The 22463-nt window shown below is 69.2% G+C and carries 26 protein-coding genes; 17 read left to right on the top strand and 9 right to left on the bottom strand.

From position 1 onward, the window contains the following. Positions 1-68: 68 nt before the first annotated feature. Both AC1RR5_RS12100 and AC1RR5_RS12095 read left to right on the top strand, forming a co-directional pair. Positions 69-677, top strand: coding sequence for a DsbA family protein (locus AC1RR5_RS12100; protein ID WP_492921834.1), 609 nt, complete (start codon positions 69-71; stop codon positions 675-677). Between the two features lie 11 nt (positions 678-688). Beyond that, on the top strand, positions 689-1684 hold the full coding sequence (locus AC1RR5_RS12095; protein WP_492921833.1) for an alpha/beta fold hydrolase: 996 nt from the start codon (positions 689-691) through the stop codon (positions 1682-1684). A gap of 24 nt (positions 1685-1708) precedes the next feature. Here AC1RR5_RS12095 and AC1RR5_RS12090 read toward each other — a convergent pair whose 3' ends face one another. After that, positions 1709-2299, bottom strand: a complete 591-nt coding sequence (locus tag AC1RR5_RS12090) for a DNA-3-methyladenine glycosylase I (RefSeq protein ID WP_492921832.1) — start codon at positions 2297-2299, stop codon at positions 1709-1711. A 129-nt stretch (positions 2300-2428) separates the two neighbouring features. Between AC1RR5_RS12090 and AC1RR5_RS12085 the strand changes: the two genes are divergently transcribed. Next, positions 2429-2854, top strand: coding sequence for a hypothetical protein (locus AC1RR5_RS12085; RefSeq protein ID WP_492921831.1), 426 nt, complete (start codon positions 2429-2431; stop codon positions 2852-2854). Here the strand turns inward: AC1RR5_RS12085 and ygfZ are convergent, their stop codons facing one another. Then, positions 2855-3634 carry a CAF17-like 4Fe-4S cluster assembly/insertion protein YgfZ gene (gene ygfZ, locus AC1RR5_RS12080; protein WP_492921830.1) on the bottom strand — a complete coding sequence of 260 codons (780 nt, stop codon included), beginning with the start codon at positions 3632-3634 and terminating at the stop codon, positions 2855-2857. 127 nt (positions 3635-3761) lie between these two features. Between ygfZ and AC1RR5_RS12075 the strand changes: the two genes are divergently transcribed. Both AC1RR5_RS12075 and AC1RR5_RS12070 read left to right on the top strand, forming a co-directional pair. Beyond that, positions 3762-4910 carry a glycosyltransferase family 9 protein gene (locus AC1RR5_RS12075; protein ID WP_492921829.1) on the top strand — a complete coding sequence of 383 codons (1149 nt, stop codon included), beginning with the start codon at positions 3762-3764 and terminating at the stop codon, positions 4908-4910. Positions 4911-5042: 132 nt separating this feature from the next. Further along, the gene (locus AC1RR5_RS12070) at positions 5043-6377 is read left to right on the top strand and encodes a dihydroorotase (RefSeq protein WP_492921827.1); all 1335 of its coding nucleotides are present in this window, start codon (positions 5043-5045) and stop codon (positions 6375-6377) included. Here the strand turns inward: AC1RR5_RS12070 and AC1RR5_RS12065 are convergent. Then, positions 6374-7582 (bottom strand): RNA polymerase sigma factor, encoded by a 1209-nt coding sequence (locus AC1RR5_RS12065; RefSeq protein ID WP_492921825.1) that lies wholly within the window; start codon positions 7580-7582, stop codon positions 6374-6376. The two genes, AC1RR5_RS12070 and AC1RR5_RS12065, sit on opposite strands and share 4 nt — an antisense overlap. Next, the gene (locus AC1RR5_RS12060; protein ID WP_492921824.1) at positions 7579-7929 is read right to left on the bottom strand and encodes a YciI family protein; all 351 of its coding nucleotides are present in this window, start codon (positions 7927-7929) and stop codon (positions 7579-7581) included. Before AC1RR5_RS12060 ends, AC1RR5_RS12065 begins: the two co-directional genes overlap by 4 nt. 114 nt (positions 7930-8043) lie before the next feature. On the opposite strand from AC1RR5_RS12060, the gene AC1RR5_RS12055 reads away from it, so the two are divergent. Continuing rightward, complete coding sequence (locus AC1RR5_RS12055) at positions 8044-9834, top strand: feruloyl-CoA synthase (RefSeq protein ID WP_492921822.1); 1791 nt, start codon at positions 8044-8046, stop codon at positions 9832-9834. Here the strand turns inward: AC1RR5_RS12055 and AC1RR5_RS12050 are convergent. After that, positions 9821-10462, bottom strand: a complete 642-nt coding sequence (locus AC1RR5_RS12050; protein ID WP_492921820.1) for a lysoplasmalogenase family protein — start codon at positions 10460-10462, stop codon at positions 9821-9823. The genes AC1RR5_RS12055 and AC1RR5_RS12050 overlap by 14 nt on opposite strands. Before the next feature lie 116 nt (positions 10463-10578). Between AC1RR5_RS12050 and AC1RR5_RS12045 the strand changes: the two genes are divergently transcribed. Beyond that, positions 10579-12117: an acetolactate synthase large subunit gene (locus tag AC1RR5_RS12045; RefSeq protein WP_492921818.1), complete on the top strand. Its 1539-nt coding sequence runs from the start codon at positions 10579-10581 to the stop codon at positions 12115-12117. Here AC1RR5_RS12045 and AC1RR5_RS12040 read toward each other — a convergent pair. Both AC1RR5_RS12040 and AC1RR5_RS12035 read right to left on the bottom strand, forming a co-directional pair. Continuing rightward, positions 12114-12899, bottom strand: a complete 786-nt coding sequence (locus AC1RR5_RS12040; RefSeq protein WP_492921816.1) for an SGNH/GDSL hydrolase family protein — start codon at positions 12897-12899, stop codon at positions 12114-12116. The genes AC1RR5_RS12045 and AC1RR5_RS12040 overlap by 4 nt on opposite strands. 88 nt (positions 12900-12987) lie before the next feature. After that, on the bottom strand, positions 12988-14331 hold the full coding sequence (locus AC1RR5_RS12035) for a hypothetical protein (RefSeq protein WP_492921815.1): 1344 nt from the start codon (positions 14329-14331) through the stop codon (positions 12988-12990). 163 nt (positions 14332-14494) lie between these two features. Here AC1RR5_RS12035 and AC1RR5_RS12030 point away from each other — a divergent pair, with 163 nt between their 5' ends. Genes AC1RR5_RS12030 through AC1RR5_RS12000 form a run of 7 tightly spaced genes read left to right on the top strand, consistent with a single transcriptional unit; the run spans position 14495 to position 19644 of the window. Further along, the gene (locus AC1RR5_RS12030; RefSeq protein WP_492921813.1) at positions 14495-15592 is read left to right on the top strand and encodes an MBL fold metallo-hydrolase; all 1098 of its coding nucleotides are present in this window, start codon (positions 14495-14497) and stop codon (positions 15590-15592) included. 44 nt (positions 15593-15636) lie between these two features. After that, positions 15637-16080: a MarR family winged helix-turn-helix transcriptional regulator gene (locus AC1RR5_RS12025; RefSeq protein WP_492921812.1), complete on the top strand. Its 444-nt coding sequence runs from the start codon at positions 15637-15639 to the stop codon at positions 16078-16080. Beyond that, positions 16077-16847 (top strand): enoyl-CoA hydratase, encoded by a 771-nt coding sequence (locus AC1RR5_RS12020; protein WP_492921811.1) that lies wholly within the window; start codon positions 16077-16079, stop codon positions 16845-16847. Before AC1RR5_RS12025 ends, AC1RR5_RS12020 begins: the two co-directional genes overlap by 4 nt. Positions 16848-16850: 3 nt before the next feature. Continuing rightward, positions 16851-17267: a DUF3995 domain-containing protein gene (locus tag AC1RR5_RS12015; RefSeq protein WP_492921810.1), complete on the top strand. Its 417-nt coding sequence runs from the start codon at positions 16851-16853 to the stop codon at positions 17265-17267. Positions 17268-17303: 36 nt separating this feature from the next. Then, positions 17304-18275, top strand: coding sequence for an SDR family NAD(P)-dependent oxidoreductase (locus AC1RR5_RS12010; RefSeq protein ID WP_492921809.1), 972 nt, complete (start codon positions 17304-17306; stop codon positions 18273-18275). After that, positions 18275-18790 carry a hypothetical protein gene (locus AC1RR5_RS12005; RefSeq protein ID WP_492921808.1) on the top strand — a complete coding sequence of 172 codons (516 nt, stop codon included), beginning with the start codon at positions 18275-18277 and terminating at the stop codon, positions 18788-18790. Before AC1RR5_RS12010 ends, AC1RR5_RS12005 begins: the two co-directional genes overlap by 1 nt. Continuing rightward, a complete protein-coding gene (locus AC1RR5_RS12000; RefSeq protein WP_492921806.1) occupies positions 18787-19644 on the top strand; it encodes an SDR family oxidoreductase in 858 nt (285 codons plus the stop codon). Before AC1RR5_RS12005 ends, AC1RR5_RS12000 begins: the two co-directional genes overlap by 4 nt. Here the strand turns inward: AC1RR5_RS12000 and AC1RR5_RS11995 are convergent. Continuing rightward, a complete protein-coding gene (locus tag AC1RR5_RS11995) occupies positions 19641-20033 on the bottom strand; it encodes a TfoX/Sxy family protein (RefSeq protein WP_492921805.1) in 393 nt (130 codons plus the stop codon). The genes AC1RR5_RS12000 and AC1RR5_RS11995 overlap by 4 nt on opposite strands. Between AC1RR5_RS11995 and AC1RR5_RS11990 the strand changes: the two genes are divergently transcribed. Continuing rightward, entirely contained in the window at positions 19975-20454 is a 480-nt protein-coding gene (locus tag AC1RR5_RS11990) for a GNAT family N-acetyltransferase (protein WP_492921804.1), read from the top strand. The genes AC1RR5_RS11995 and AC1RR5_RS11990 overlap by 59 nt on opposite strands. On the opposite strand, the gene AC1RR5_RS11985 is transcribed toward AC1RR5_RS11990, so the two are convergent. After that, positions 20455-21723, bottom strand: a complete 1269-nt coding sequence (locus AC1RR5_RS11985; RefSeq protein ID WP_492921803.1) for an MFS transporter — start codon at positions 21721-21723, stop codon at positions 20455-20457. A gap of 96 nt (positions 21724-21819) precedes the next feature. Here AC1RR5_RS11985 and AC1RR5_RS11980 point away from each other — a divergent pair, with 96 nt between their 5' ends. Both AC1RR5_RS11980 and AC1RR5_RS11975 read left to right on the top strand, forming a co-directional pair. Further along, entirely contained in the window at positions 21820-21864 is a 45-nt protein-coding gene (locus AC1RR5_RS11980) for a hypothetical protein (RefSeq protein WP_454718615.1), read from the top strand. A gap of 61 nt (positions 21865-21925) precedes the next feature. Beyond that, complete coding sequence (locus AC1RR5_RS11975; RefSeq protein ID WP_492921802.1) at positions 21926-22459, top strand: GNAT family N-acetyltransferase; 534 nt, start codon at positions 21926-21928, stop codon at positions 22457-22459. Positions 22460-22463 lie beyond the last annotated feature (4 nt).

Raw genomic sequence — 22463 nt, 5'->3', positions numbered from 1 at the left:
TCGCGTGTGCTTGCGGCGAACTCAACGCCTCGTATGGTGGCGTTTCCGGTTTCGAGGGATCCGACTTGATGCGCAACGTGAAGATCGCGGTCGCCGCCTTGATGGCGCTCAGCCTGGCGGCGTGCGGACAACCCAAGGCGCATCAGGCGCTGCCCGACGACATGGAGATGGGTAACAAGGACGCCAAGATCACCGTCGTCGAATACGCCTCGGTCGGGTGCCCGGTCTGCGCCAAGTGGCAGAAGGACGTCTATCCGGCCTTCAAGGCCAAGTATGTCGACACCGGCAAGGTCCGTTACGTGTTCCGCGAGATGCTGGTCGGCGGGACCGAAGAGGTCACCGTGGCGGCGGGCGGCTTCCTGCTGGCGCGCTGCGCGGGCAAGGACAAGTACTTCGCCGTCAATGACGCGATCTTCGCCGCCCAGCCGGCCATCTTCTATTCGCCGCGCGAGACCTTGTCCGACATCGCCAAGACCGTGGGCATGAGCGACGTCCAGTTCGAAAAGTGCCTGAGTGATGAGGCCCAGATGACGGCCCTGAACACGCGGGTGCAGAACAACGCCAAGACCCACGAGGTCAACGCCACCCCGACCTTCGAGATCAACGGCCGCAAGATGGAGCCGGGCTATCATTCCCTGGCCGAGATCGACGCGGCGATCGAGAACGCCGGCAAATAGGAGACGTCGTGTTGCGTTGGATCGTCCTGGCCGCGGCCGTTCTCGTGGGCGTGGCCTCGTGGTCCACGGCCGGCGCGGCCGTGCGGCCGGATCCGCCGCAAGCCGGCGCTGCCGCGTACAAGACCCGTTTCATCACCACCAGCGACGGCGTGAAGCTGGAGGTCCTGGACTATGGCGGTCAGGGCTCTCCGGTGCTGCTGCTTTCCGGGGCCGGCGCGGACGCCCATGCCTTCGATGCGTTCGCCCCGCGCCTGGCGGCCCATCACCGGGTGTTCGCCTTCAGCCGGCGCGCCGAGGGGCAGTCGGGCAAGCCGTCCCTGGATCCCGCCAACTACACGCTTGCCCGCCTGGTCCAGGACGTGGTCGAGGTCCTGGACGGCCTGAAGCTCGAGAAGGCGGCGCTGGCCGGCTGGTCGTTCGGCGGCGCGGAACTGAGCGGCCTCGCCCGCCACCACCCGGACCGCGTCACCGCCTTGGTCTACATGGACGCGGCCTATGGCTACGCGTTCTACGCGCCGGGCAACGCCAGCCCGGACGCTACCAATGTCGAGATCGATCTGGCGGACCTGCGCGACAAGCTGCAGACGGCGCGCTTCGGCGCGAAGGCGGACGCCGCCCGCCTCTATGACGAGGTCTTGACCAAGGATCTCGCCGACCTGCAAGCGGACATCCGCGCCGCCGCCCAGCGCCGCCGCCAGTTGTCGAAAGCCCAGGCCGGCCCTCCCGCGCCGCCCTGGCGGCTGATCACCCGCCAGAACATGGAGAAGTTTCCCGCCATCGCCGGCATCCCGATCCTGGCCATCTACGCCGTCCCCGGCGCGGCCGATCCGGCGGATGCCGACCAGGCGCTAAGGCTGAAGTGGCAGCACGAACAGATCGCCCGCTATCGCGCCGCGCACCCGGCGGCCCGGGTCTTGGAGATCGCCGGCGCCGACCACGACGTGTTCAACTCGCATCCCGACATCGTCCTGCGGGAAATCGAGGCGCTGCTGGAGGGGCTCTTCTGAGCCTGGCCCTCCGAGCGCCCGTCGTCAGTGGCGGTGTCCCAGCGCCTTGCACTCGTCATGGCGGAAGCACGTCACCAGGTGGTCGTTGACCAGGCCCGTGGCTTCCATGAAGGCGTAGACGATCACCGGGCCGCAGAACTTGAAGCCTCGGGCCTTCAGGGCCTTGGACATCTCGACGGCCAGCGGCGTCTGGGTCGGGACCTCGCCGGCCCGCCACTGGTTCTGGATCGGCGCGCCGCCGACCATGTCCCACAGCAGCTTGCCGAAGTCCTCGCCGCGCTGCTGCATGTCCAGATAGATGCGGGCGCCGGAGATGGCGGCGTCGATCTTGCCGTTCGAGCGGATGATGCCGGCGTCGGCCATCAGCCGCGCGCGATCGGTCTCGGTAAAGCGGGCGACCTTCTCCGGATCGAAGTCGGCGAAGGCGGCGCGGAAGGCCTCGCGCTTGCGCAGGATCGTGATCCACGACAGGCCGGCCTGGAAACCGTCCAGCACCAGCTTCTCCCACAGGGCGCGGCTGTCCCACTCGGGCACGCCCCACTCGTGGTCGTGATAAGCCTCGTAGAACGGGTCGCCGTTCATGCCTTTCCAGGTGCAGCGCGAGATCTCGGTCATGCGGCGAAGCTAGCAGAACAGGCCTGGCTGGCTAGAACTTTTCGGGAACATCGCTTCAGGAGCGACTGAATTGTCCGTCTCGTGCGTTGGAAGGTGCAGAGGGATAGAACCCACGGAGGACAGACGCCGATGAAGCGCCTCAAAACCCTGGTCGTCATGGCCCTGGCCACGGCGGCGGTGACCGCCACGCCGGTCCTTGCCCAGCGCCACCATGATCGCGACGACAATCCGCCCGGCCCGCGCGGCGGCCCCGGCACCAACTGGGAGAACCCTCCCGGCTGGCGCGGCGGCCCCGGCGCCTCGCCCGACCGGCGCTACTATCGCTGGAAAGGTAAGCGGGTCGAGTTCCGCTATCGCGACGGCTACTACTACAACCGCGCCTATGGCTATTATCATCCGCGCTTTGGCTGGTGGAATCCGCGCGCCAAGTGCTGGTTCGACAACGACAACAACCCGCCCGGTCCGCGCGGCGGTCCCGGCACCAATTGGGAAAACCCGCCCGGCTGGCGCGGTGGTCCCGGCGCGTCGCCGGATCGTTACGGCAGCTGCCGCTAACTAGCTAAGCCAGGAGGGCCGGTCGACTTTCACCGGCCGGCCTTCCACGGTCAGCTCGGCGTCTTCGATCCGGTCGAGGCGCAGGATGGCCATGGCCCGGCCGTCGGCGCCGCTCAGCACCTCGCCGGCCCGCAGGCTACCGTTGGCCAGCACCTCGGCGCCGAAGGCCGGGGTGGGGCCGTCAAAGGTGATCGGCAGCATGCGATTCTTGATCGTGCCGCGCCGCTTCATGCGGCTGGTCGTCTCCTGGCCGACGAAGCAGCCTTTCTTGAAATCGATGCCGGCCAGCAGGTCGAAGTCGGCCTCGATCGGATAGTTCGCCTCGCTGCCCCAGTCGGACGGACCCGGCACGCCCAGCGCCAGGCGGTGAACCTCGTAGGCGGCCTCGTCCGTATTGGCCTCGCGCTCGCCGTAGGTCCGCGCGCCCAAGGCCGGCAGCCGCGGGTCGGCATAGCCCTCGGCCTCTCCGCCAAACACCGCGAACACCGGCGTATCGACCGCCTCCAGCGTCGCCTTGGCGCGCAGGCGATACATGGTCAGGCGGGTGATGATCGTGGCCCGATGCTCGGCCGCCACGTCCAGCAGGGCGCCGTCTTCCGTCCCCGCCACGAACAGGTCGTAGAGCAGCTTGCCCTGTGGCGTCAGCAGGCCGGAAAAGCGCAGCTCACCGGGCGCGAGCGTCTCGACATCCTGGGTCAGCAGGCCCTGCAGGAAGCTGCGCCAGTCGGGGCCGGAGACGGCGATGACGGCGCGGGAGGTCAGGCGGGCAACGAAGGTCATGTGGGCGATATAGGCCCGCCCCCGCCGCCGCGCCAATGCGGTCGCGCGACGTTCGGTCGCAGGAAGGCAAAAGCTTAACCGCTATAGCGGGATGCGCCGACTCACCGACCGATCTATAGGTAGTCCGATGACACAGCGGGCCTTCCCGATTCTTTTCATCACGGCCACACGCATCGGTGATGCGGTGCTGTCGTCCGGCCTGATCAAAATGCTGGCCGACCAGATCCCCAACGCCCGCTTCACCATCGTCGCCGGCCCGCTGGCCGCGCCGCTGTTCGCCCATGTGCCGGGCCTGGACCGCGTGATCGTGATGGAAAAGGCCAAGGGGAAGGGCAAGGGCCACTGGTTCAAGCTGTGGAACCAGGTGCGCCACAAGAAGTGGAGCCTGGTCGTCGACCTGCGCGGCTCGGCCACGGCCCTCTTCCTGCGCCGCGAGAAGCGGGCGATCTGGAAGAAGCTGCCCGGCGACGTGGTGCACAAGGTGGTCGACGCCGCCCGCACCCTGAAGCTGGAAGGCGATCCGCCCGCGCCGCACCTCTACATCTCGCCGGACGTCCAGGCCCTGGCCGACGAGCTGCTGGTCGGGGACGGTCCGATCCTGGCGGTGGGGCCGGCCTCGAACTGGATCGGCAAGGTCTGGCCGATCGAGCGCTTCACCCAGACGGCGGCCCAGCTGCTGGACAAGGACGGCCCGATGGCCGGCGGTCGCCTGCTGATCCTGGGCGGACCTGAAGACACCCGCATGGTCGAGGAACTGCGCATGGCCTCGGCCCGCGGCCGCACCATCGACCTGACCGGCAAGGTGGATCTGCTGACCGCCTATGCCTGCCTGAAGCGCGCGCGCCTGTTCATCGGCAACGACTCGGGCCTGATGCACATCGCCGCCGCCGCCGGCACGCCGACCATCGGCCTGTTCGGCCCCTCGGACGAGCGGCGCTATGGCCCGTGGGGCGACCGCGCCGAGGCCGTGCGCGGCCCGCGCAGCTTCGACCAGTTCATGGCCATCGACCCCGACCTCTCCCAGGCCATCCGCCACATGAGCGACCTGCCGGTGGCGACGGTGGTCAAGGCGGCGAAGGCGCTGCTGGCGCGCACACAGTCGGAAGCGGAGATTTCGCTGGAAGCGGCAGTGGTTGAAGAAGCGCTCGAGCCTGTCGTCGAGGCCGAGGAGGTCGAGCCGGAACCGGTGGTTGACGAAACGCTGGCCGAGGATCGTGAACTCGAAGACGCCGCACCCTCAACCGCTCATCCCCGCGAAAGCGGGGACCCAAGCTGAGCGAAACGGGCTTGCTCGGCTGATCTGGTGACCTCTGCATGGGTCCCCGCTTTCGCGGGGGATGAGCGGATAATTGTTGCGGGGTTCGAATAGGGCTCCTACGACCGCCCAAACCCACCGAGGAGCCCTCCCATGACCCAGACCTTCGACCTGATCGTGCGTGGCGGCGAGGTGGTCAATCACGCGGGCCGGGGCTTCACCGACATCGGCGTCCGTAACGGCAAGATCGCCGCGATCGGCGACCTCAGCCAGGCCAGCGCCGGCGAGATCTTCGACGCCACCGGCCTGACCGTCCTGCCGGGCGTGATCGACAGCCAGGTCCACTTCCGCGAGCCGGGCCTGGAGTGGAAGGAAGACCTGGAAAGTGGTTCGCGCGGCGCGGCCCTGGGCGGCGTGGTCGCCGTGTTCGAGATGCCCAACACCGAGCCGACGACGACCGATCCGGACGCCCTGGCCGACAAGCTCTCGCGCGCCAAGAACCGCATGCACACCGACCACGCCTTCTATGTCGGCGGCACCCACGAGAACGCCAACTTCCTGGGCGAGCTGGAGCGCCTGCCGGGCTGCTGCGGAATCAAGGTGTTCATGGGCGCCTCGACCGGCAGCCTGCTGGTTCAGGACGACGAGGGCGTCGAGAACGTGCTGCGACATGTGAACCGTCGCGCCGCTTTCCACTCCGAGGACGAATACCGTCTGGCCGAGCGCCGCCATCTGGCCCGCCCTGGCGACTGGACCAGCCACCCCGAGGTGCGCGACGCCCAGGCCGCCCTGCAGTCGACCCACCGCCTGGTCCGCATCGCCAAGAACCTGGGCAAGCGCATCCACGTCCTGCACGTGACCACCAAGGAAGAGATCGATTTCCTGGCCCAGAACAAGGACGTCGCCAGCGTCGAGGTCACGCCCCAGCACCTGACCCTGGTGGCGCCCGAGGCCTATGAGCGCCTGAAGGGCTTTGCCCAGATGAACCCGCCGATCCGCTCGGCCGACCACGTAGCCGGCGTCTGGCGCGGCATCGAGGCCGGCATCGCCGACGTGCTGGGCAGCGACCACGCCCCCCACACCCGCGAGGAGAAGGCCCGTCCCTATCCGGCCTCGCCGTCGGGCATGCCGGGCGTCCAGACCCTGGTGCCGGTGATGCTGACCCACGTGGTCGACGGCAAGCTCAGCCTCGAGCGCTTCGTCGACCTGACCAGCCACGGCGTCAATCGCGTGTTCGGCCTGGCCGACAAGGGCCGCATCGCCGAGGGCTTCGACGCCGACTTCACCATCGTCGACATGAAGGCCCGCAAGGTCATCACCCACGAGCAGATGGCCAACCGCGCCGGCTGGACCCCGTTCGACGGCTTCGAGGCCAAGGCCTGGCCCAAGGCGACGATTGTCCGCGGCATCGTGGTCATGCGCGACGACGAGATTGTCGCCGAGGGCCGTGGCGAGCCGGTGCGGTTCCTGGAAACCCTGGCCCGCTAGAGGTCGCTCCGTCGGCGGAGCAGCCACAGACGCTCCGCCGGACCGGGCGCCAGGTCGATCGCCCGGTCATAGGCCGTCAGCGCCTCGTCGCGCCGGCCCAGCCGCGCCAACAGGTCGGCCCGCACCGCGTGGAACGGCTGGAAGTCCGCCAGCCGCGCGGCGTCCAGCGTCTCGACCTCGGCCAGCGCCACGGCCGGCCCACCCAGCTCGGCCAGGGCCACGGCGCGGTTGATCCGCACGAACGGGTCGTCCTGGTCAGCCAGGTCGTAGAGCGCCAGCACCGCCGACCACGGCGGCGGCTCGGCCAGGGAGCGGCGCACGCACCACACCCCATGCAGGGCCGCCCGCAGCTGGCGCGGTCCGGGGCGGTTGAGCCGGGCCGCGCGGCGCAGCAGGGCGTCGCCCTCGTGGATCAGCGGCCGCGTCCACAGTTTCGGATCCTGCTCCGACAGGGCGACCATCGCCCCGTCCGCATCCAGTCGCGCCGGCCGCCGGGCCTCGGCGAAGCGCACCGTGGCGGCGAAGGCCAGGCACTCGGGCTCCTCGGGCAGCAACTCGGCCAGGACGGCGGTCAGGCCCAGCATCTCGCGGGCGTAGCCGGCATGCTGCCCGGCTCCGGCGGCGTCCTCGTGGGCGCGGGCATAGGCGACTTCCAGGGTCGAGAGCACGGCCGCCAGTCGCTCGGGCCAGGCGTGCGGGCCCGGAACCTCGAACGACACGCCGGCCTGAGCGATCTTCTTCTTGGCGCGAGTCAGGCGCTGGAACATGGCGGGTTCGGCGACCAGAAAGGCGCGGGCGATCTCCTGCACCGACAGGCCGCAGACCAGCCGCAGCGTCAGGGCCGCGCGGGCCTCGGGCGCGACGGCCGGGTGGCAGCAGACGAAGATCAGCCGCAGCCGCTCGTCGGGGATCAGGCGGGCGTCGGAGGCCAGAATCTCCTCGGCCGTGGCCTCGGGTTCGGGGGTGTCTGGCGCCAGGCGGTCGCGAACGCTCCGTCTACGGATCATGTCCAGCGCGTATCGCCGCGCGGTGGCGTAGAGCCAGGCCGCCGGGTCCAGGGGCGGGGCCGCCGGCCAGACGGCGGCGGCCCGCGCGCAGGCCTCGGCATAGGCCTCCTCGGCCAAGTCCAGGTCGCGGAAGGCCGCGGCCAGGGCGGCGACGATCCGCCCCCCGGCCTCCCGCGCGGTCTGGTCGAGAGAAATCAACCGCAGTCGGTGGTCGGGCGCACCTCGACCGAGCCGTCGCCGGCCAGCGGGATGCGCTTGGCCACGGCCAGGGCCGCGTCCAGATCGGGGACCTCGACGATGTAGAAGCCGCCCAACTGCTCGCGAGCCTCGGCCAGGGGGCCGTCGTGCAGGGCGTACTGGCCGCCGCTCTTGCGCAGGGTGGTGGCGGTGTCGGTGCTGTTGAGGCCCGATCCGCCCCGCAGAATGCCCTCTTCCTCCATCGCCTTGGCCAGGGCGACGTGGGCGGTGATGATCTCGTCCAGGGCCCGGCCGTTGTCGCCGCGATAGAGGTCTTCGTTTTCGTAGATCAGCAGGGCGTATTGCATCGGTCATCTCCCATGAGCGCGCGGCCATCGCGACGCTTCGACCTGAGAGACGCGCGGGTTCGGGCGGATTCGACAGGTCTTGGAAAAAATGTCGAGGGGGGCGCATAACAGGCCATGGACGGATCCGCCCCCCACACCGCCGCCTTCCGCGACGCCCGCTACGCGCCCCGCGCGCTGGAAGTCGAGCGTCATGGCGAGACGCTGATCCTGCGCAATCCCATGCCCTATTCGGACGCGGTGCGGACGGTGACCGAGCCGTTGGCGCGCTGGGCGATCGAGGCAGCCGACCGGGTGTGGATGGCGGAACGCGACGGCGAGGGCTGGCGGACGGTGACCTACGCCCAGGCCAAGGACCGCGTGGCGGCTCTGGCCGGTGGGCTGGCTGAGCTCGGCCTCTCGCGCGGCCAGCCGCTGCTGATCCTGGCCCGTAACGGCATCGACCACGCCTTGATCGCCTATGCCGCCATGAGCCTGGGTGCGCCGGCCGCGCCGGTCTCGCCGCAGTACGGGCTGAAGGGCGCGGACCTGACCCGCCTGCAGCAAGCCGTCGAGCGGCTGAAGCCTGCCGCCGTCTATGCCGACGACGCCGAGGCCTTTGGCGACGCCCTGGCCGCGCCGTTCCTGGCCGGCCTGCCCACGGTGGTCAGCCGCAATGCGCGGCCGGGCGACGTGACCTTCGATGAGCTGCTCAAGAGCGAGCCGGTGGAGCCTGTCGCCCGCCCGGACGATGTCGCCAAGCTGCTGCTGACCTCGGGCTCGACCGGCCGGCCCAAGGCAGTGGTCTGCACCCACGCCAACATCGCGCTGAACGCGGCCCAGATCCAAGCCTGTTACGCCGATCCCGAGCCACCGGTGCTGGTCAATTCCGCGCCCTGGAGCCACAGCCTGGGCGCCAACGCCATCCTGCACATGGTGCTGCACCGGGGCGGGACGCTGTACATCGACGCCGGCCAGCCCGTGCCGGGGCGCTTTGCCGAGACTGTGCGCAATCTGCACGAGGTGGCGACGACCTATCACAACATGGTCCCGGCCGGCTGGGGGATGTTCGTGGGCGAGCTAGAGCGCGACGAGGCCCTGGCGGCGAAGTTCTTCGAGAAGGTCCGGGTGATCCAGTACGGCGGCGCCTCGATGGCCCAGTCGATCCTGGACCGCGTCCAGGCCGTGGCGGTGCGGACGGTGGGCGAGCGGATCACCTTCGCGGCCGGCTATGGCGCGACAGAGACCGGGCCGACGGCCTGCAATATCCACTGGCTAAACGCGCGCTCGGGGATGGTCGGCCTGCCCACGCCGGGCACGTCCGTGAAGCTGGTCCCCGCCGGCGATGGCGGCAAGTTCGAGATCCGAGTGAAGGGGCCGCAGGTCTCGCCGGGCTATCTGGACCAGCCGGAAGCCACCGCCCAGGCCTTCGACGAGGACGGCTTCTACCGCCTGGGCGACGCGGCGCGGCTGGCGGATCCGGAGGATCCGGCGGCGGGCCTGGTGTTCGACGGGCGCCTCGTGGAGAACTTCAAGCTGGCCAGCGGGACCTTCGTGGCGGCCGGGGCTTTGCGGGTGGCGGCGGTGTCGGCCATCGGCGGCGTGGTCGCCGACGCGGTAGTCTGCGGCGAGGGCCAGGACGGCGTGGGCCTGATGCTGTTCGTGGACGCCAAGGCGGCCGAGCGGCTGGGCGATGCCGAGGCCGTCCGTAGTCAGATCTTCGACGGCCTCTCGCGCATGAACGCGGCGGCCAAGGGCGGCGGCGGCAAGATCGCGCGCGCCCTGATCCTGGACGGCGCCCCCGACGCGGCCAGCGGCGAGCTGACCGACAAGGGCTATATCAACCAGGCCCTGGCCCGCGATCGGCGTCCCAACGAACTGGCGCGCCTGTTCGCCGAGGCGCCCGACGCGGCGGTCATGCGGCTCTAGACTGCAGCGTGCGCGCGACGCCGACGCAGATCAGCATCTGGCCGAAATAGTACAGACCCCACACCGCCAGCCCGGTCGCCAGGTTGTCGGGCAGGGGACCCAGGCGGGCGAAGATCAACAGGTCCGACAGCACGAACATCAACGCGCCGCGGCCGACCGTCCGGATCGAGAAGTGGCTGTTCAGCGCCGTGGCGGCCATGGTCGCCAGGAACACGCTGTAGACCGCTATGCCCGGCGCGGCGGCGCGGTCGGCCGGCAGCATCCAGGCGACCGCCGTCACCGCCGGGATCAGGATCAGCGGCCGCAGCGAGGCGCGTCGGCGGTGGCGCAGATAGAGGCCGCTGGCCACGACATGGCCCAGCAGGAAGGCGATCGCCCCGACCCTTAGGCCGTGGGTCTCCAGCAGCACGTCGCCGGCCGCGCCCAGGGCCATGATCGCGACCAGCAGCCAGCCGTCCAGGCTCCGGGTCCGCAGCGCCGCATGCAGCGCCAGCAGCGCGACGCCGGCCCCCTTCCAGGCGGTCTCGACCAGCGGCGGCAGTTCGACGATCCAGGTGGCGATATAGCTGACGCCGGCGATAACGGACGCGACGAGCGTCCAGCGCGCGGCTGGGCTCATGGCCTTCATGGCAGATTTTCCCCCCGTTTTGCCGACCAGACTGCAATGGCTGTCGTGCCGAGCGCAACTGGGTTGGCGTTCTTGCCGAAATGTCGGAGACAAGAGGCACAGGTACGGAGAAGACCATGAACGGCGCGGACGCCCTGATCACCACCCTGGCCGACAACGGCGTGACCGCCTGCTTCGCCAATCCCGGCACCAGCGAGATGCAGTTCGTGTCGGCCCTGGATCGCGAGCCGCGCATGCGCTCGGTGCTGTGCCTGTTCGAGGGCGTGGCGACGGGGGCCGCCGACGGCTATGGCCGCATGACCGGCAAGCCCGCCTGCACGCTGCTGCATCTGGGACCCGGTTACGCCAACGGCGCGGCCAATCTGCACAATGCTCGCCGCGCCTATACCCCGGTCGTCAACGTCATCGGCGACCACGCCACCTATCATCGCGGCTTCGACGCCCCGCTGAACAGCGACATCGCCGCCTTGGCCGCGCCCAACTCGGTCTGGGTCAAGTCGGCCGAGAGCGCCGACAGCGTCGGGCCGCTGACCGCCGAGGCCATCGTCGCCAGCTATGGCGCGCCGGGCGGCAACGCCTGTCTCGTGCTGCCGGCCGACGCGGCCTGGAACGAGGCGACGGTGAAGGGACCCGTCGTCACGCCGCCCGCCTTCGCCCAGCCCGACAAGGTCGCCGTCGAGAGTGTGACCAAGGCGCTGTCCTTCGCCAAGAAGCCCGTCCTGCTGCTGGGTTCGGGCGCGTGCGGCGAGGCCGCCTTGGCCGCCGCCGGCCGGCTGGCGGCGCATGGCATGCGGGTGCTGACCGACACCTTCACCGCCCGCCAGGCGCGGGGCGAGGGCCGTTTCCGCCCCGACAAGCTGCCCTATTTCGGCGAGCAGGCCCTGAAGGACCTGGACGGCGTTGACCTGATGATCCTGGTCTCGACCCAGCGGCCGGTGGCCTTCTTCGCCTATCCCGACCGGCCCAGCGTGCTGGTGCCCGAGCACTGCTCGGTCGAGACCCTGTGCGGCCGCGAGGTCGATGCGGCGGCGGCGCTGAACGCCCTGGCCGACGCGGTTGGCGCGCCGGCCTCCGGTCCGGTCGAGGCCTATGCCGCGCCCGAGCCGCCGGCCGGCCGCTTCGACGCCTGGGCCATCGGGGCCTCGATCGCCAAGCACATGCCGACCGGTGCGGTGATCTCCGACGACGCGGTCACCGCCGGCCTGCCGATCTTCACCCAGACCAAGGCCGCCCGCGCCCACGAGTGGCTGTCGCTCACGGGCGGCGCGATCGGCCAGGGCATCCCGCTGGCGCTGGGCGCGGCCGTGGCCTGCCCGGACCGCAAGGTGCTGGCCCTGACCGGCGACGGCGCGGGCATGTACACGGTGCAGGGGCTCTGGACGATCGTCCGCGAGAAGCTGGACGTCACCGTCGTGGTCTTTGCCAACCACGCCTATCGGATCCTGGGCATCGAGCTGGGCCGCACCGGGGCCGGCAATCCCGGCCCAGCGGCCTCGCGGCTGCTGGACCTGGGCGACCCCCGCATCGACTGGGTCCAGGTGGCGCAGGGCATGGGCATGGCCGCCGAGCGCGCCGAGACCGCTCAGGCCTTCGATGACGCCTTCGCCCGGGCGATGGTCACGCCAGGTCCGCGCCTGATCGAAGCCGCGCTCTAGCGGGGCAGGGTTGCGTCGAGCGCCTCGAAGATCGCGGTCATGGCCGCCAGGTTCGGGTGATAGGGCGCGGCGCCCGGAGCCGGATAGCCGTTCATCCACGGCTGCGCGCCGCAGGCGTCGTGGCCGCGGCTGAACTCGGCGGTGGTGATCACCGTCGCGCCGCCCGACGCGGCGGCCTCGCGGGTGATGGCCGACAGCCGGGCGGCCTTGGTCCGGGCCGCGTCGGCGTCCGCGTCGCTCAGCGGCGTGGCGGTGCAGGCGCCTTGCGGCGGCAGGATGGCCGGATACTCGACCAGCACGATCTGGGCCTTGGGCGCCCGCTGCCGGATCGCCGCGACCATGCCGGTCATGGCCGTCTTCAGCGCCGCGTAGTCGGCCTCGCTGGCCGTGGTCGCCGGCGCGCAATTGGCCTCGCCCCGCTGACGGCACGAGGCGCCGTAGAGACCGCCGACCAGGCCGATGTCGTTGCCGCCGATGGTCACCGTGACCAGGGCCGTGTCGGCCGTCACCGCATCGATCTGAGCCGGCAGCTCGCCCCACGGCTGGAGGATCGCCGAGGTCTTGGCCCCGCTACAGCCGACATCGACGAGGGAGAAGCCGCGCTTGGCCGCCAGCTGCTGGGCGTAGTTCCGCGTCGACCGCGTGCAGCGCGCCGGCGCGCCGTCCTGATAGGGCGCGATGCCCAGGCCGGCGGCGTACGAGCTGCCCATCGAGACATAACGCTCGCCGCCATGAGCGGTCGAGGCGAGCAGGGCGAAGGCGATGATGAGCGGACGAAGCATGGACCGAGCCTAGCCAGGACATACCGCAAAAAGAAAGCCCGCCCGGATCGCTCCGGGCGGGCTGACTTGTTCAAGTTCCTGGCTGGGATCAGCCCTTGACCTTGTTGGTCGGCAGCTTGCAGCCGCCGCCGATGCCCTTGGCCTGGGCGCAGGAGAGGAACTCCTTCGCCGCCGGCTTGGCGACACCGGTCGGATAGCCCAGCACCCAACCTGGCAGACCGTCCGAGCAGGCGACTTCGACGAAGCCCTCGGTGTCGGTCGAACCGATGATGCGGGCGTCAGACACCTTGCACGAGGCCTTGTTGAAGCCGACCAGGTCTTGGCTCAGGCGAGCGTACTGGTTGTCCTTCTTGGTGAAGCTGCAGCGATAGCCGTTGAACTCGGCCGTCAGGCAGTCGAACACCGAGCCGCCGGTGGCGGTGAAGACGGCGATGCCGCCGACGTCGCTGTTCTTGCACTTCAGCTCGACGATTTCCTTCTTCGGGTCGTTGGTCGGCAGCATGCCGTACTTCTCGACGTCGCAGGGGAAACCGGCCTTGGTCGCCAGCTTGCTGTAGAAGCCGGCCTGTTCGGTCTGCGCCGCGACCGCGTCGGTCATGGTGCAGCCGCCGCCGACGAAGCTGGCCTGGGCGCAGGGAATAGCGCGGGCGAAGGCGCTAGTCGCCGTCGTCTGCTGGTACATGTAGCCCTTACCGTCGGCGCACGAGACTTCGTAGTAGTTGTCGGTCTTGGTGCTGAGGACGTAGCGCTTGTCCTTGATGGCGCAGTTGGTGCCGGCGCTCGCGTTCAGGGTGTCGACGACGCCCAGCTGGGTCTGACGGTTGGTCAGCTTGCAGCTGACATTGCCGCCTTCTTCGTACAGCAGGCAGCTGTTGACCACGACTTCGCCGTTCAGGTTCATCGGGGCGACCGTCTGGACGACGTAGCCGCTGCCGCCCTTACAGGCGACTTCGAAGTACGAGTTCTTGGCGCCCGAGCCGATGGCGCGGGTGTTCTCGATATCGCAGGTCACGCCGCCCTTCTTGACGTAGGCGGCGAGGCCCGAGCCGGGGTTGGCGTTGCCGGGCAGCATGCAGGCGAGACCGCCGACCTTGCCGTCCGGACCCGGCTGGCTCGATTCCAGACAGGTGTAGATCTGCGGCGCGACGTCCTTCTTGGCGATCAGCGCGAAGCCCATGCCTTCGTTACAGGCGACTTCGTAGTACTTGGAGCCGGCCTTCTTGTCCTCGCCGATGAAGCGGGCGTCCGAAACCGTGCAGCCGGCGCCGGTGGCCTGAATCAGGGCCGGGGCGTCCTTCATGCCCGCTTCACGCGATTTCGCGTCGACAGCGGCGGGCTTGCCCTTCTCTTCCTTCTGCGCCGAAATAACGACTGCAGGGGTCAGAATGGCGACCGCGAGGGCGGCCGTCAGGCCGATCGCGAAACGCTTCATGGGAAATGTCTCCTGGGTGGATTCCTCGCGCGGACATAAGCGCGTGCCGGTACTAGGGGTCAAGATACCGTCCGACCTAGGCATGATGATGACTGGGTTCGGAGGCAAAAAATGGGTCAAATCAAGGATGAGCGCCGGTTGAACGGCGTCTGAGGGGAACGGAATGCGCGACGGATTCGAAGACGAGGCGAGCGGCGAGGCTCAGGAACCGAAGAAGACCGGTCGCCTGGTCTATCCGTTCGAGACCGCGCCGGAGCAGGGCTCGGGCCAGGCGGTCGAGGTGGCGCCGGGCGTCCTGTGGCTGCGCATGCCGCTGGGCGGCTCGCTGCAGTTCATCAATGTCTGGGCCATCCAGGACGGAGAAGGCTGGGCCGTGGTCGACACCGGCGTCCAGACCAAGGAGACCAGCCAGGCCTGGCGCGCGGCCTTCGCCGACGCTCTGGGCGGCAAGCCGGTCACCCGAGTGATCTGCACCCACCTGCATCCCGACCATGTCGGCCTGGCCGGCTGGATGACGCGCAAGTTCGACTGCCGGCTGTGGATGACCCGGCTGGAATACTTCCAGTGCCGCATGCTGGTGGCCGACACCGGTCGGGAAGCCCCCGAGGACGGGGTGAAGTTCTTCCACGCCGCCGGCTGGGACGAGGACGCCATCGAGAACTACAAGGCCCGCTTCGGCGGCTTCGGCAAGGCGATCTACGCCCTGCCCGACAGCTATCGCCGCTTGAGCGATGGCGAGGACTTCGACATCGGCGGCAAGACCTGGCGGGTGGTGACGGGGCAGGGGCACTCGCCCGACCACGCCTGCCTGTGGTGCCCGGAGCTCAATGTGTTGATCTCGGGCGACCAGGTGCTGCCGCGCATCTCGTCCAACGTCTCGGTGTTCCCGACCGAGCCGGACGCCGATCCCTTGAGCGACTGGCTGCGATCCCTGGCCAAGGTCAAGGCCGCTGTGCCCGACGACGTCATCGTGCTGCCGGCCCATAACGATCCGTTCGAAGGGCTGCACACCCGCATCGACGGCCTGATCTCCGGGCACGAGCGGGGCCTTGGCCGGCTGGAAAAGAAGCTGGCCGAGCCCAAGCGGGTGGTCGACACCTTTGGGGCCTTGTTCGCGCGGCCGATCGGGCCGGACCTGCTGGGCATGGCCACGGGCGAGGCGCTGGCGCACCTCAACTGCCTGATCGTCCGTGACCGTATCCGGCGTGACGTCGATGCGGATGGTGTCGCCTGGTATTCGGCAATTTCTAGCGCCGCCTAGAAACAGGCGTTTGACATTTCGCATACGAAACATAATCTGCGGTCATGCCCGTGCCCGCCGACCGTCGCCTGATCTTCCTGCTCAACGCCGGCCACCGGCGCGTGCAGCGCTGGATCGAGGGCAAGATGGCGGCCAAGGGCGGCCTGACCGCCGCCCAGTCGGGCGTGCTGTTCTATCTGGGTGAGCGGGACGGGGCGCTGATCGGCGAGGCCGCCGACGCCCTGGACCTGGCGCCCTCGGCCATGACCGGCCTCATCGACCGCATGACCAAGGGCGAGCTGGTCGAGCGCCGCGCCGATCCCAAGGACGGCCGCGCCATGCGCCTGTACCTCACCGACAAGGGCCGCGCCGCCCGCGAGGCCGCCAAGGCCGGCCTGGACGGCATCAACGCCCACCTGACCGAAGGTTTCACGGACGAGGAGATCGGCGTCGTCGCGCGCTGGCTCTCCAGCCTGCAGACCAAGCTTCCCAAGGGAGACCCCCAATGACCGAACACGTGAAGGTCGAGATCGACGCCGGCGTGATGACCCTCACCCTGGCGCGTCCGGAAAAGAAGAACGCCCTGTCGAACGCCATGTACGGCGTGCTGGCCGACAGCCTGGAAGCCGCCGAAAAGGATCCTGCCGTCCGCGTCGTGGTCTTCCAGGCCGATGGCGACAGCTTCACGGCCGGCAACGACCTGCAGGACTTCGCCAGCCAGGCCACCGGCGCCTTCACGGGTGAGCGCCACGTGATCCGCTTCCTCAAAGCCCTGGCCAACGCCACCCGGCCGCTGGTCGCCGCCGTCCATGGCCAGGCTGTAGGCGTTGGTACGACCATGCTGCTGCACTGCGACCTGGTCTATGTGACCCCCGACGCGCGCCTGACCGTGCCGTTTGTGAACCTCGCTTTGGTGCCGGAAGCCGCGTCCAGCTGGCTGCTGCCGGCCCGCATCGGCCATGCCCGCGCCTACGCCATGTTCGCCCTGGGCGAGGCGATCGACGGCGGCACCGCCGTGGCCTGGGGCATCGCCAACGGTTCGGCCGAGCTTGGCGACCTGCGGGCCCGCGCCCGCGCCGCCGCCGACCAGCTGGCGACCCGTCCGCTGGGCGCCCTGACGACCACCAAGCGCCTGATGCGCGACGCCGAGAAGATCGCCGAACTGATGGACACCGAAGGCGCGCTGTTTGGCGAACGCCTCAAGACCGCCGAAGCCCGTGAGGCCTTCATGGCCTTCATGGAGCGCCGGGCGCCCAACTTCTCCAAGGTCGGCTAGGCCGTGCTGCTGGCCGGGCTGGTCGCCGGCGTCCTGTTCCTGCTGGCGGCGGTCCACCTCTATTGGGGTTTCGGCGGACGTTGGCCCGGGCATGACGAGGCGTCGATGGTCGAGCACGTCGTGGGCCGCACGCGCGGCATGAAGGCGCCGGGCCTGGTCGCCAGCGCGGCGGTCGCCCTGGCGCTCGTGATCGGCGGCGGCCTCGTTCTGGCCAGCGCTTTTCCGCCGACGCCGCTCGAGCTCTGGCTGCAAATCGCGCGTTGGGCGCTCTTCCTGGTGTTCGCCGGCCGAGGCCTGGCGACCTATGTCCCGCCGGTGTTCCGTTATGCCGAGGGCACGCCGTTCTGGCGCCTCAACCGTCGCGCCTATGGCCCGCTGTGCCTGGCGATCGCTCTGGGGATTCTGGCCATCCAGATGTAGCGTTCCACACAAAGAAAAATACGAGGGAGGAACATCATGAGCGATCGCATCACCTCGCCCTTCGGGGCGAAGTCGACGGCGCGCGAGGTCGTCGCGGGCCATGACCTGTCGGGCCGCACCGCCATCGTCACCGGCGCGGCCACCGGCATCGGCGTCGAGACGGCGCGGGCCCTGGCCCTGGTGGGCGCGGAGGTGATCATCGCCGCCCGCAAGCCGGACCTGGGCGAAGAGGTCGCCAACGCGATCAATGAGGAAGTTGGTTCCAAGCGCGCCAGCTTCGGCATGGTCGACCTGGCCAGCCTGGCGTCCATCCGCCACTTCGCCAACGTCTGGGGCGACCGGCCCGTCGACCTGCTGATCAACAACGCCGGGGTCATGGCTAGTCCGCTGATGCGCACCGCCGACGGCTTCGAGATGCAGTTCGGCACCAATCACCTGGGCCACTTCCTGCTGTCGGTGTTGCTGGCCCCGAACCTGGTCGCCGGCGCCAAGGCCTCGGGCAAGCGCTCGCGGCTGGTGTCGCTGTCGTCGATCGGCCACCGCCGGGCTGGCGTGAACTTCGACGATCCGAACTACGAACAACGCGACTACGACAAGTGGGAGGCCTACGGCCAAGCCAAGACCGCCAACAGCCTGTTCGCGGTCGGTTTCGACAAGCGGTTCAAGGACCAGGGCGTCAACGCCAACGCCGTCATGCCCGGCGGCATCATGACCCCGCTGCAGCGGCACATGTCGATCGAAGAGCAGCGGGCCATGGGCTGGCTGGACGAGAACGACAAGCCGCGCGAGGGCTTCAAGACCACCGAGCAGGGTGCGGCGACCAGCGTCTGGGGCGCGGTCGGCGACGAGCTGGACGGCGTTGGCGGACTCTATCTGGAGGACTGCAACCAAGCGGTTCCGTGGAGCCAGGAGCGTCCCTGGAACGGCGTCATGCCCCACGCCCTGGACCCCGAGGCGGCTGACCGCCTGTGGGACCTTTCGGTGAAGACCGTCGGAGCCGGCGCCTGATGCAAAGCCGCACTGTGCTGCGCCTGGCGGGCGCGGCGACCATCGTCGGGGCGGCGATCGACATCGTCGCGCCGTTCCTGATCTATCCGCGCCTGGTCGATCCGCAGCCGCACCTCGTCTACGTGCTCATCGACGTTTTGCTGCTCTTCGGCATGCTGGGCGTATGGTCGGCCAGCCGGCGGAGCGCCAGCGCCCTGGGCCTGGCCGGCTTCGTGCTGGCGCTGCTGGGCGTGATGCTGGTGCGGACCTCGTCGGCCGAAATCTTCGGCGCGGCGTCCTACATGATCGCCTCCAGCCTCTGGTCGATCGGCATGGTGATCTGGTCGGTCGACCTGCTGCGGGCCAAGGTGTTCCGCATCTCCGCCGGCCTCTGGATCGCGGCCCTCGTCATCGGCCTTGCGGGGCTGGCGCTGAAGGATCACGGTCCGATCGCGCACGTGGCGAAGATGAGCTTCATCCTTGGGTTCATTGTCACCGGCGTCGACCTCATCCGTACTCGGGAGCAATCCGCATGAGCCTCAAGGGCAAGACCCTGTTCGTCACCGGCGCCTCGCGCGGCATCGGCCTGGCCATCGCCCTGCGCGCCGCGCGCGACGGGGCCAATGTGGTGATCGCCGCCAAGACGGCCGAGGCCCATCCCAAGCTGCCGGGCACCATCTACTCGGCCGCCAAGGAGATCGAGGCGGCGGGCGGCCAAGCCCTGCCGCTGGTCGTCGACGTGCGTGAGGAGGCCAATGTGCAGGAGGCGGTCGAGAAGGCCGTGGCCCAGTTCGGCGGCATCGATATCTGCGTAAACAACGCCTCGGCCATCTCGCTGACCGGCACGCTGTCGACCGACATGAAGCGCTACGACCTGATGCATCAGATCAATACGCGCGGCACGTTCCTGACCTCGAAGACCTGCATCCCGTACCTGAAGAAGTCGGCCAATCCGCACGTCCTGATGCTGTCGCCGCCGCTGGACATGTCGCCGCGCTGGTTCGGTTCGCACGTGGCCTACACCATGGCCAAGTTCGGCATGTCGATGTGCGTGCTGGGCATGGCCGAGGAGTTCAAGAGCGACGGGATCGCCTTCAACGCCCTGTGGCCGCGCACCGGCATCGCCACCGCCGCCATCCAGTTCGCCCTCACCGGCGAGGAAGGCCTGCGCCACTGCCGCACGCCCGAGATCATGGCCGACGCGGCCTATGCGATCTTCAACAAGCCGTCGCGCGAGCTGACGGGCCAGTTCCTGATCGACGACACGTTCCTGTACGGCGAGGGCGTGCGCGACTTCGACCAGTACAAGGTGGATCCGGCCGCGACCCTGATGCCGGACTTCTTCGTGCCGGAAAGCAGCGAGCCGCCGCCGGGAGTGAAGATCGGCTAGCGCTTCTTGGCCGACTTCCGCGCCGCAACCTCCAGCGACTTGCGCGACCACTCCAGCAGGACGTCCTGGTCATCCAGCGCTTCGGCCGGGGCGGTCCAGTAGGCCATCGGCTTGTCGTGACCGAACGGCGCGAAGGCGTGGGAGCCCGCGGCCTCGAACTCGACCTTCAGGGCTTCGTCGCCCTTGAGGTACAGGGTGTCGTCGTCGATCAGCGCGAAGAACAGACCGTTCGCATAGACGCCGACTCCGCCGAACATGGAACGCGAGGTGATGTGGCCCAGCGGGGCCAGTTGCTCCAGAACAAAGTCCCGATAGTCCGCAGAGACCGCCATGCCCGTTGTCGTCCGTTCCGCCACGCCCGCCGATGCCGGCCTGATCCACCAGTTCATCCTCGATCTCGCGGACTATGAAAAGCTGCTCGACACGGTGACGGCGAGCGAGGCCGACACGACCGCCGCCCTGTTCGGCGACAATCCCCGCGCCTTCGCCGACATCGCCGAGCTGGACGGCCAGCCGGTGGGGTTTTCGCTGTGGTTCTACAACTACTCTACCTTCGTCGGCCGGCACGGGATCTATCTGGAAGACCTGTTCGTGCAGCCGTCGGCGCGAGGTTCGGGCGCAGGCAAGGCGCTGCTGGCCAATCTGGCCCGGCGCTGCGTCGACCAGGGGCTGGGTCGCCTGGAATGGTCGGTGCTGGACTGGAACGCGCCGTCGATCGCCTTCTATGACAGCCTGGGCGCGGCCGCGATGGACGAGTGGATCATCCGCCGCCTGACGGGCGAGGGGATCCGCAAGCTGGCGAGCGTCTAGCTATTCCAGCCGGTCGGCCTTGCGCAGGTCGGGGAACAGCCAGGCCCAGACGGCCGTGACCGCCATGGCCCCGACGCCGCCGAATACCGCCGCCCCGATCGGACCCAGCAGCCAGGCCGCCGCGCCGCTCTCGACCTCGCCCAGCTCGTTGGAAGCGCTGATGAACACGCCCGAGACGGCGGCGACGCGGCCGCGCATGGCGTCCGGGGTGACGATCTGGACCAGGGTCTGGCGGACATAGACCGACAGCATGTCGGCCCCGCCCAGCACCGCCAGGGCCACGACCGACAGCCACACCAGCTTGGACAGGCCGAACACCACCGTGGCCAGGCCGAAGACCGCGACGCCCGCGAACATGATCCGGCCGGCATGGCGGCGGATCGGGGTGCTGGCCAGATAGATGCCGACCACCGTCGCGCCGATCGCCGGCGCGGCGCGCAGCAGGCCAAAGCCGCCGGGACCGATGTGCAGCACGTCCTTGGCGAACACCGGCAGCAGGGCCGTGGCCCCGCCCAGGATCACCGCGAACAGGTCCAGCGAGATCGAGCCGAAGACGATCTTGTTGTTCCAGACGTAGGCCAGGCCTTCCTTGATCAGCTCGACGCGCGAGCCGGGCTGGACCTCGGGCTTGGTGTTCTTAGCGATCGCCAGCGCCAGCAAGGCGGCGAGCAGGTACAGGCCTAGCGACGCGCCGAAGGCGAGGGCCGGCGAGTGGATCAGCAGCAAGCCGCCCAGGGCCGGGCCCATGATCGAGCCGGCCTGCCAGGACAACGACTGCCAGGCGATGGCGCGCGGCAGCAGCGGGCGCGGCACCAGCATCGGCCCCATGGCGCTGCTGGCGGGAGACAGGAAGGCGCGGCTGGCCCCGAACAGCACCGAGATGGCGAAGATCGGCCACAGGTGGTGCGAGCCCATCAGGGCCAGGGCCAGGAGGACGCTGGCGCTGACGGCGTCCAGGGCCAGGGTCACGGCCACGATCAGCTTGCGGGTCCGGCGGTCGGCGGTTTCGCCGGCGATCAGGGTCAGCAGGAACAGCGGCACGAACTGGGCGAGGCCGATCATGCTGACCATGAAGGCCGACTCGCCGACCGAGTGGGTCAGGCGGGCGATGGCGTAGACCTGCCAGCCCAGGGCCACCGACTGGATCTGCACCCCCAGGGTGGAAACAAACCGCGCCACCCAGAACAGGAGGAAGTCACGCTCGCGCAATAGGGCGCGGGTAGACGTGTCGGGGGCGGGCTCGGCGGCCTGGGACGCTGGGTCGGACATGGCGCCGAACATAGGGCCAAGCTGTCGCACCGCAACGTTATTGACCTGAGAAAGCCTTGGCCCTACAGCGCGCGCATCTTTTGGGAGTTTTCAGGCATGCGACGCCTGCGACGAATTCAGCGCGAACGCGCCACGACCTGAAGCCCTCCCACGCGCCTTCGCGTCGGGAGCCACCCGACGTCCTCTCGCATTCCGAAGGCCGATGACTCCCGTACAGAAGTCCATTCCTCCCGCGATCGCCTATCCGCCGTTGGTCCTCGAGACCCCGGAGATGGAAGTCGCCGTCACCCATCTGATCGACCGGGTCTTCGGCCCCGGCCGTTTCGCCAAGTCGTCCGAGCGCCTGCGCGAGGGCAACACCCTGCTGCCTGACTGCTCGTTCGTCGCCGTCCGCGACGGCGCGCCCGTCGGCTGCTGCCGCATGTGGCCGGTGACGATCGGCGGCGAGCCGGTCGCCTTCCTGGGCCCGCTGGCGGTCGATCCTGACGAGCGCAGCGCGGGCCTGGGCCAGGCCCTGGTCGAGAGCGCCGTCGAGGCTGCTCGCGCCGCCGGCTGGCGCGCGGTGCTGCTGGTCGGCGACGGTCCTTATTTCGGCCGGGTCGGCTTCACCAACGCCCACACCGCCGGCGTCGTCATGCCGGGCCCGGTGGACCAGCGTCGCGTGCTGCTGTTGCCCCTACGGCAAGGTGGAGACGAGGGTCTGTCGGGTCTCGTTTCGATCGATCCGCGCGCTTGAGTGG

This window comes from Caulobacter sp. GW821-FHT11E11, from assembly GCF_058808315.1.
Note: the sequence above shows the minus strand (reverse complement) of the source record. Positions and strands in the feature narration are given on the sequence as shown.

What these genes read in the sequence shown, in the direction of transcription:
- AC1RR5_RS12100 (WP_492921834.1), top strand. Translation starts at nt 69, where the DNA reads ATGCGCAACGTGAAGATCGCGGTCGCCGCCTTGATGGCGCTCAGCCTG.
- AC1RR5_RS12090 (WP_492921832.1), bottom strand. Translation starts at nt 2,299, where the DNA reads ATGACCGAGATCTCGCGCTGCACCTGGAAAGGCATGAACGGCGACCCG.
- AC1RR5_RS12085 (WP_492921831.1), top strand. Translation starts at nt 2,429, where the DNA reads ATGAAGCGCCTCAAAACCCTGGTCGTCATGGCCCTGGCCACGGCGGCG.
- ygfZ (WP_492921830.1), bottom strand. Translation starts at nt 3,634, where the DNA reads ATGACCTTCGTTGCCCGCCTGACCTCCCGCGCCGTCATCGCCGTCTCC.
- AC1RR5_RS12075 (WP_492921829.1), top strand. Translation starts at nt 3,762, where the DNA reads ATGACACAGCGGGCCTTCCCGATTCTTTTCATCACGGCCACACGCATC.
- AC1RR5_RS12070 (WP_492921827.1), top strand. Translation starts at nt 5,043, where the DNA reads ATGACCCAGACCTTCGACCTGATCGTGCGTGGCGGCGAGGTGGTCAAT.
- AC1RR5_RS12060 (WP_492921824.1), bottom strand. Translation starts at nt 7,929, where the DNA reads ATGCAATACGCCCTGCTGATCTACGAAAACGAAGACCTCTATCGCGGC.
- AC1RR5_RS12055 (WP_492921822.1), top strand. Translation starts at nt 8,044, where the DNA reads ATGGACGGATCCGCCCCCCACACCGCCGCCTTCCGCGACGCCCGCTAC.
- AC1RR5_RS12050 (WP_492921820.1), bottom strand. Translation starts at nt 10,462, where the DNA reads ATGAAGGCCATGAGCCCAGCCGCGCGCTGGACGCTCGTCGCGTCCGTT.
- AC1RR5_RS12045 (WP_492921818.1), top strand. Translation starts at nt 10,579, where the DNA reads ATGAACGGCGCGGACGCCCTGATCACCACCCTGGCCGACAACGGCGTG.
- AC1RR5_RS12040 (WP_492921816.1), bottom strand. Translation starts at nt 12,899, where the DNA reads ATGCTTCGTCCGCTCATCATCGCCTTCGCCCTGCTCGCCTCGACCGCT.
- AC1RR5_RS12035 (WP_492921815.1), bottom strand. Translation starts at nt 14,331, where the DNA reads ATGAAGCGTTTCGCGATCGGCCTGACGGCCGCCCTCGCGGTCGCCATT.
- AC1RR5_RS12030 (WP_492921813.1), top strand. Translation starts at nt 14,495, where the DNA reads ATGCGCGACGGATTCGAAGACGAGGCGAGCGGCGAGGCTCAGGAACCG.
- AC1RR5_RS12025 (WP_492921812.1), top strand. Translation starts at nt 15,637, where the DNA reads ATGCCCGTGCCCGCCGACCGTCGCCTGATCTTCCTGCTCAACGCCGGC.
- AC1RR5_RS12020 (WP_492921811.1), top strand. Translation starts at nt 16,077, where the DNA reads ATGACCGAACACGTGAAGGTCGAGATCGACGCCGGCGTGATGACCCTC.
- AC1RR5_RS12010 (WP_492921809.1), top strand. Translation starts at nt 17,304, where the DNA reads ATGAGCGATCGCATCACCTCGCCCTTCGGGGCGAAGTCGACGGCGCGC.
- AC1RR5_RS12005 (WP_492921808.1), top strand. Translation starts at nt 18,275, where the DNA reads ATGCAAAGCCGCACTGTGCTGCGCCTGGCGGGCGCGGCGACCATCGTC.
- AC1RR5_RS12000 (WP_492921806.1), top strand. Translation starts at nt 18,787, where the DNA reads ATGAGCCTCAAGGGCAAGACCCTGTTCGTCACCGGCGCCTCGCGCGGC.
- AC1RR5_RS11990 (WP_492921804.1), top strand. Translation starts at nt 19,975, where the DNA reads ATGCCCGTTGTCGTCCGTTCCGCCACGCCCGCCGATGCCGGCCTGATC.
- AC1RR5_RS11995 (WP_492921805.1), bottom strand. Translation starts at nt 20,033, where the DNA reads ATGAACTGGTGGATCAGGCCGGCATCGGCGGGCGTGGCGGAACGGACG.
- AC1RR5_RS11985 (WP_492921803.1), bottom strand. Translation starts at nt 21,723, where the DNA reads ATGTCCGACCCAGCGTCCCAGGCCGCCGAGCCCGCCCCCGACACGTCT.
- AC1RR5_RS11975 (WP_492921802.1), top strand. Translation starts at nt 21,926, where the DNA reads ATGACTCCCGTACAGAAGTCCATTCCTCCCGCGATCGCCTATCCGCCG.